The organism is Synechococcus sp. R5-12 (assembly GCF_047502655.1).
Classification (GTDB): Bacteria; Cyanobacteriota; Cyanobacteriia; order Thermostichales; family Thermostichaceae; genus Thermostichus.
The window spans coordinates 1-6,061 of record NZ_JANSIM010000260.1; the positions used below are offsets into that span (position 1 = coordinate 1).

The 6,061-nt window shown below is 59.4% G+C and carries 6 protein-coding genes; 2 read left to right on the top strand and 4 right to left on the bottom strand.

Going from position 1 to position 6,061, the window contains the following annotated elements; all coding sequences use genetic code 11:
- Positions 1–174: 174 nt before the first annotated feature.
- Both gmk and remA read right to left on the bottom strand, forming a co-directional pair.
- A complete protein-coding gene (gene gmk / locus NW843_RS12905) occupies positions 175–822 on the bottom strand; it encodes a guanylate kinase (protein WP_414388593.1) in 648 nt (215 codons plus the stop codon).
- Positions 823–921: 99 nt separating this feature from the next.
- On the bottom strand, positions 922–1,191 hold the full coding sequence (remA, locus tag NW843_RS12910) for an extracellular matrix/biofilm regulator RemA (RefSeq protein WP_414382990.1): 270 nt from the start codon (positions 1,189–1,191) through the stop codon (positions 922–924).
- Positions 1,192–1,550: 359 nt separating this feature from the next.
- Between remA and NW843_RS12915 the strand changes: the two genes are divergently transcribed.
- Entirely contained in the window at positions 1,551–2,567 is a 1,017-nt protein-coding gene (locus NW843_RS12915) for a phosphotransferase enzyme family protein (protein WP_414523145.1), read from the top strand.
- Positions 2,568–2,806: 239 nt separating this feature from the next.
- Here the strand turns inward: NW843_RS12915 and trmFO are convergent, their stop codons facing one another.
- Positions 2,807–4,186, bottom strand: a complete 1,380-nt coding sequence (trmFO, locus tag NW843_RS12920; protein WP_414329729.1) for an FADH(2)-oxidizing methylenetetrahydrofolate--tRNA-(uracil(54)-C(5))-methyltransferase TrmFO — start codon at positions 4,184–4,186, stop codon at positions 2,807–2,809.
- Positions 4,187–4,667: 481 nt separating this feature from the next.
- Here trmFO and trpD point away from each other — a divergent pair, with 481 nt between their 5' ends.
- On the top strand, positions 4,668–5,699 hold the full coding sequence (gene trpD / locus NW843_RS12925) for an anthranilate phosphoribosyltransferase (RefSeq protein WP_414523143.1): 1,032 nt from the start codon (positions 4,668–4,670) through the stop codon (positions 5,697–5,699).
- Between the two features lie 51 nt (positions 5,700–5,750).
- On the opposite strand, the gene NW843_RS12930 is transcribed toward trpD, so the two are convergent.
- Positions 5,751–6,061, bottom strand: a 311-nt coding sequence (locus tag NW843_RS12930; RefSeq protein ID WP_414523144.1) for a nitroreductase family protein, incomplete at its 5' end; no start/stop codon positions are given.

Consider the following 6,061-nt stretch of genomic DNA (forward strand, 5'->3'; position numbering starts at 1 on the left):
CGCCCTGGTCGCGTCAGCGGGCCGTAGGCCTTAGGGCGGGGCTTCAGACCCAGTTTTTTGGTAAAGCCAAACTACCCTCCCCAGCAGCTTTTTTCTTAACCGAAAGTTAACCCTAGGCCCAATCTGGAGCCACTGCACCACCGACACCAGCGTTCCGGGAAGGGGCTGGAGAAGCTAGGGCTGCTGCTCCTTTGAAGAGGGAGAGGGGGGATAGAGCAGGGCTTCCAGCTCCTGCAGCGCTTGCTCCAGGTTGTCGTTGACAATCACGTAGTCAAATTCGTCTTGGGCATCCAATTCCTTGCGGGCCTGCTCCAGGCGGCGCTCGATGCTGGCCTCTGAGTCTTGTCCGCGCTCGCGGATGCGACGTTCCAGCTCTTCCAGAGAAGGGGGACAGAGAAAGATGCGAATGGCATCTGGGTACTGTTGCCTCACCTGACGGGCCCCCGCCAGCTCAATTTCCAGCAGCACATCCTGACCCTGGTTAAGTTTTTGGAACACGATCTCGCGGGGAGTGCCGTAAAAGTTGCCCGCATACTGTGCCCATTCCAACAGCTCGTTGGCTTCAATCAAGTTGAGAAATTCCTCCCGGCTGCGAAAGTAGTAGTTGACACCTTCCTGTTCGCTGGGGCGGGGGGGGCGGGTGGTGACCGAAACCGAGAGATACAGCTCGGGGTGGCGCTGGCGCAACTGGTTGACCAGCGTACCCTTACCCACTCCGCTGGGCCCTGTCAAAACCACCAAGCGACCGCGCGGGGTAGGAGCCGGAAGGGATCCCTGCTGCTGCGTACACTCAGAGGGAACTGGGGTAGGAGAGGCTGGCATAGACAGAGACCGACGCAAGACGGCTGGGCAATTGACTTGTTTGGGTTGGTTTTAGGATATCTCACTCCTGGTTCCTCAGACGGCTCACAGCGATGGCTTTCACTCGGTTTCGTCTGGCAAACCGGGCTTGGCCGTGAGGAAGCGGTTGGCAACGGTTTCGGGTTGGATGGCGGAGAGGATAACGTGCCCGGAATCGGTGATGATGACAGCGCGGGTACGACGACCATAGGTGGCATCTATCAACTGGCCCCTCTCGCGGGCATCGCTGATGATGCGTTTGATGGGAGCTGACTCGGGACTGACAATGGCGACCACACGCCCAGCGGCGACGATGTTGCCAAAGCCAATGTTGATTAGGCGGGTATCCATGGGGTGATGAGCGAACCTAACGGCTGTCCGGCCAGCGACCTTCATTAAGGTAGCAAATGGGGCTCTTTCGCGGGTTTGCTACAACGACACCTGAGTTCTCGGCCAATGGGGCAGTGGGTTTCGGCGACAAGTCCCGTTCGGGTGAGCCGCAAAAAGGCTGTGGTTGCATAACAAGCTGCACCCTCCCAAACAACTTGCCCTGTTTATCGAGGACGGTAAAATCGTCAACATGAAGCCACTTCAATGGAACTTGAACTGTAAGCCTCAAAGGCCGCCGCTGTGGTAAGCAGTTTGAGGCAGCTCTGAAAACGAAAAGATCGACCCAGCACCCCAAGCTTGAATAGATTTCTTCCTTGCCTATGCTTGACCTGACTTGGCTGGATCCCCTTGTCCAGCACTTTCAACTGGGGGATCCAGAGCCACCCGAAGCCATCCGAGTGGGCCTCATTCACCAAACTTGGAAACTCAACACCTCTGAGGGATCCTTCATCGTCCAGCGCCTTCACCCCCGATTTGATCCTGCTGTCACTGAAGATGGTCAAGCCATCGGCCAATGGTTGAGACAACACGGCTTCCCCGTCCCCCAATTCCGCCGCGCTCGCGATGGATCCCTGCACTTGGCCTGGGCAGAAGGACTGTGGCGGGTCATGGATTGTCTGCCGGGATCCTGTCACCCAACTCCTCCCAATTGGGGCTATCTGGAAGAGGCGGGGGCAGCCGTTGGACGCCTGCATCGACTCCTGGCCCAGATGGACTATCGTTTTCGCTTCCAGATCCCGCATTTTCACGATACGGCTCACCTTTGGCAACAGCTACGCCAGTATGAGCCGGCCCCAGAAGTGCAGGCAGAATGGCAGTTTTTAATCGAAACTGTGCCCAATCTTCTGCTGCCCTCGGGGATCCCAACTCAAATCATCCATGCCGATCTCAAGTTCAACAACTTTTTGTTCGATGAGCAGGGGCGATTTGTGGGCCTGGTGGATCTGGACACCTTCATGTATCACAACCTCTATGTTGAACTGGGGGATGCCCTGCGCTCCTGGGGCAAACGAGGAAATACCCTTCAGCCAGAGGCGATCCTGGCCGGGTTGCGGGGCTATGCCCAAACCGGGAACTTGCACGCCCTACAACCGGAACTCCTTCTCCAAGGGATCCAACTGATTACCCTGGAATTGGGGATGCGCTTTTTGCAGGATTGGTTTGAAGACGCTTACTGGAATTGGGATCCCCAGCGCTACCCCAGTCGCAAAGCCCATAACCTGGCCCGCTGCCAACAGCAAATTTGCCTCTATCAAGACCTCACCCAGAGGGCACCCCAACTGTTGGAGTCCATGCGCGCCCTTTTGTCTTGTGAGCAGCGGAAAGAGGGAAGGTAGCCAACAGGTTTGCCCAGCTTTTGACAGCTCGTTTTGGGATCTGCTACCGCGGCATAGGAATGAAACATTTCTAAATATTTCTGTGGCATTGCTTCCCGACTCTCCTCCCCCAGAGGGAGAGGGGCTGGGGGCGGTCGCGAAACGCCTAGGAAGTGTCTCAATCTAGTTTCAAATGACGATAACGCTCAATCTCGACTTTGACTTGGATCGCAATGGTCGGGAACACGCTCCAAGCTCCCCTAGGCGGTTTGCACTTGGCGCACCAACCCAGTCGTTTTCAGAGCAGCCAAAGCCCGATCCCGGTAACGGCCATAGCGCTCCTGCTTGTTGCGAAGCTTGCGCCCCTCCAAATCCGGCAACAGCCCAAAATTGGCCGGCATCGGCTGAAAGTGCCTGGGATCGGCGCTGCTGATGAACTGAAACAGGGATCCCATCATTGTTTCGGGGGGCAGCGTGATCAAGGGCAACCCCAGAGCCAGGCGGGCGGCGTTCTGTCCGGCCAACCATCCCCCTGCCACCGCGCAGGCATAGCCCTCGGTGCCCACCAACTGGCCGGCGGCAAACAGCGTGGGTCGGCGACGAAATTGCAAGGTCGGCCACAGAAGCTGGGGCGAATTCAAAAATGTATTGCGGTGCATCACCCCAAAGCGGACAAACTCCGCCTGTTCCAGGCCGGGGATGAGGCGAAAGACCCGCTGCTGTTCTCCCCATTTCAAGTTGGTTTGAAAGCCCACCAAGTTCCACAGCTGCCCTGCTTTGTCCTCTTGCCGCAACTGCACCACCGCGTAAGGACGGGATCCCGTGCGCGGATCCACCAGCCCCACCGGCTTCAAGGGGCCGAAACAGAGGGTGTCTTTGCCCCGGCGCGCCATTTCTTCAATCGGCAAGCAGCCCTCGAAAAACTTGCGCTCCTCCCGTTCAAAATCCTTGAGGGGCGCCTGCTCTGCCTCCACCAGCGCCCGCCAAAACCGTTCGTACTCCGCTTCCGTCATGGGGCAGTTGAGATAGGCTGCTTCCCCCTTGTCGTAGCGGGAAGCCTGAAACACCACCGCTCGGTTCAACGAATCCCCGGTAACAATGGGGCTAGAAGCATCGAAAAAGCTCAGGTACTCCAGGCCCGTAAAGGCTTGCAGTGCCTTGGCCAGGGGATCGCTGGTCAGAGGGCCGGTACAGAGGACGGCAATGCCCTCCGGGATCTCCGTCACCTCCTCCCGACGCAGGGTGATGCGGGGATGGTTTTGAATGGCTTCCGTGAGAGCCTGGCTGAAGCGGGCCCGATCCACTGCCAATGCCCCTCCTGCCGGCACTGCATGGCAATCCGCCGTCGCGATCACCAGGGATCCCAGTTGTCGCAGTTCTTCCTTGAGTAGCCCTGCCGCCCGATCGCTGGCTGCAGCCCCAAAGGAGTTGCTGCACACCAGCTCCCCCAACTGATCGGTGTGATGGGCTGGGCTCTGACGCACGGGGCGCATCTCCGAAAGGATGACAGGCAACCCTGCCTGGGCAATTTGCCAAGCAGCTTCTGTCCCCGCCAACCCCCCGCCCACAACATGGATGGGGGCAAAGGCTCCCGCTCGTGCAAGCGGGCTGCAAGCCCTTGGGTTAGTTGGAGGGTTCATCACAACCTCCGGGAGGGAAGAGAAGAATGGAGCGCACCCTGCCGAGGCCGGAAACGGCCCAGGTCAAACCCACTATGGTGACATACTCCCGCACTCATGCTGACGCAAAGCACTCCGCGCTGCTAAAGCGAAAGAGTGTGCGCTTCTCGCTTCAACGGGGAGCTATCACAAGAACCCTCAGCGAGCAGACACGGAATGTCCCACCGCGTAGCTGTACCAGATTCCGGCAAAGCCGTTTTGTACAGCCAGGTTGATTATAGAACAAAGACCGCCTTTCATCCCGACCCTTACGCTGAGGCATAGCGCTCCGCGCCGCTAAAGTGGTTGCGTCGCGTTGCGTAGCGATAAGGAGGGCGGAGCTTCTGGGCGGATTAGCTAACCCTCAGCATGGCCCGACCTGCACGAGGCAAGTGACCCAGAGGCGGGATACGCTACTAGATACGCTACTATAAGTACCCGCTGACACCCAGGATCCCGACCCATGACGGAAACGGCTGACCTTTGGCCACAGCTTTTGGGGCAGTTGCTGGATCGGCAATCTCTCAGCGAAGCCCAAGCTGAACAGTTGATGAACGGTTGGCTCCAGAACCAAGTGCCAGATGTGGTGTCGGGGGCGATTCTGGCGGCCCTGCACGCCAAGGGTGTGAGCGCCGGTGAACTGGCCGGAATGGCACGGGTGCTACAGCGGGCTTCGATGGGATCCCCGCTGGACTTGCCTCTCCTGGTGGATACCTGTGGCACCGGCGGCGATGGGGCCGGCACTTTTAACATTTCCACGGCGGTGGCCTTTGTGGTCAGTGCAGCCGGGATCCCGGTGGTTAAACATGGCAACCGTTCCGCCTCTGGCAAGGTCGGCTCGGCGGATGTGCTGGAGGCCCTGGGGGTGAACTTGGGGGCTGAGCCAGAGCGGGTGCGGGCGGCTGTGGCGGAAGTGGGCATCACCTTTTTGTTTGCTCCCCAGTGGCACCCGGCCATGCGGGCGGTGATCCCCTATCGGCGGGCCCTCAAGGTTCGCACCATTTTCAACCTGTTGGGGCCCTTGGTCAACCCCCTCTATCCCAACCGCCAGGTGATCGGGGTTTACGCCCAGGAGCTGGTGCCGGTAATGGCAGAGGCCCTGCGCCTGTTGGGACGGGAAGGGGCCATTGTGTTGCACAGCCGCGAAGGTCTCGACGAGGCCGGTCTGGATCAACCCACCGATCTGGGCATCCTGTCCGGTGGGCTGGTACGGACGGAAGTCTTGAACCCTGCAGATTACGAGCTGACCCTGGCACCCACCCAAGCTCTCAAGGGGGGGGATGTGGCGGAAAATGCCGCCATCCTCACCCAAGTTCTCCAGGGATCCGGGACGCCTGCCCAGCAGGATGTGGTGGCCTTGAATGCTGCTTTGGCCCTGCAGGTGGCCGGAGTGGCCCCCGATTGGAGAGCCGGGATCGCCCAAGCTCGCGAGATTCTCGCCAGGGGTGCCGCTTGGGATCGCTTGCAACAGCTGGTTCATTTTCTCAAGGCTTGATGCCGGTAGGAGCCCAGGAGAGGGCGACAGGGATCCCACCTGAGCCTAGGGCTAAAACTCCCGCCCTCGCCCAAAGGCCAGAACTTCATCCACCCCCAAGCGAGGCTTGCGCGGCAGGTTACCCGCTGCCGCATATCCAACCGCCAGCAGCATCACCGGCACGTAGCGGTCGGCAATGCCGAACTCCCGCTTTACCCCTTCCGGATCAAAGCCGATCATCGGCCCGCTCACCAAACCCTTGGCCTGAGCCGCGATCATCAGCGCCATGGCAGCCATCGCCCCAGAGCGAATCGCTTCATCCCGCGCCAAGGTGGGATTGTGGAGCATGCCTCTAACCCCCAAAACCCTGAACTTTGCTGAAT

What these genes read in the sequence shown, in the direction of transcription:
- gmk (WP_414388593.1), bottom strand. Translation starts at nt 822, where the DNA reads ATGCCAGCCTCTCCTACCCCAGTTCCCTCTGAGTGTACGCAGCAGCAG.
- remA (WP_414382990.1), bottom strand. Translation starts at nt 1,191, where the DNA reads ATGGATACCCGCCTAATCAACATTGGCTTTGGCAACATCGTCGCCGCT.
- NW843_RS12915 (WP_414523145.1), top strand. Translation starts at nt 1,551, where the DNA reads ATGCTTGACCTGACTTGGCTGGATCCCCTTGTCCAGCACTTTCAACTG.
- trmFO (WP_414329729.1), bottom strand. Translation starts at nt 4,186, where the DNA reads ATGAACCCTCCAACTAACCCAAGGGCTTGCAGCCCGCTTGCACGAGCG.
- trpD (WP_414523143.1), top strand. Translation starts at nt 4,668, where the DNA reads ATGACGGAAACGGCTGACCTTTGGCCACAGCTTTTGGGGCAGTTGCTG.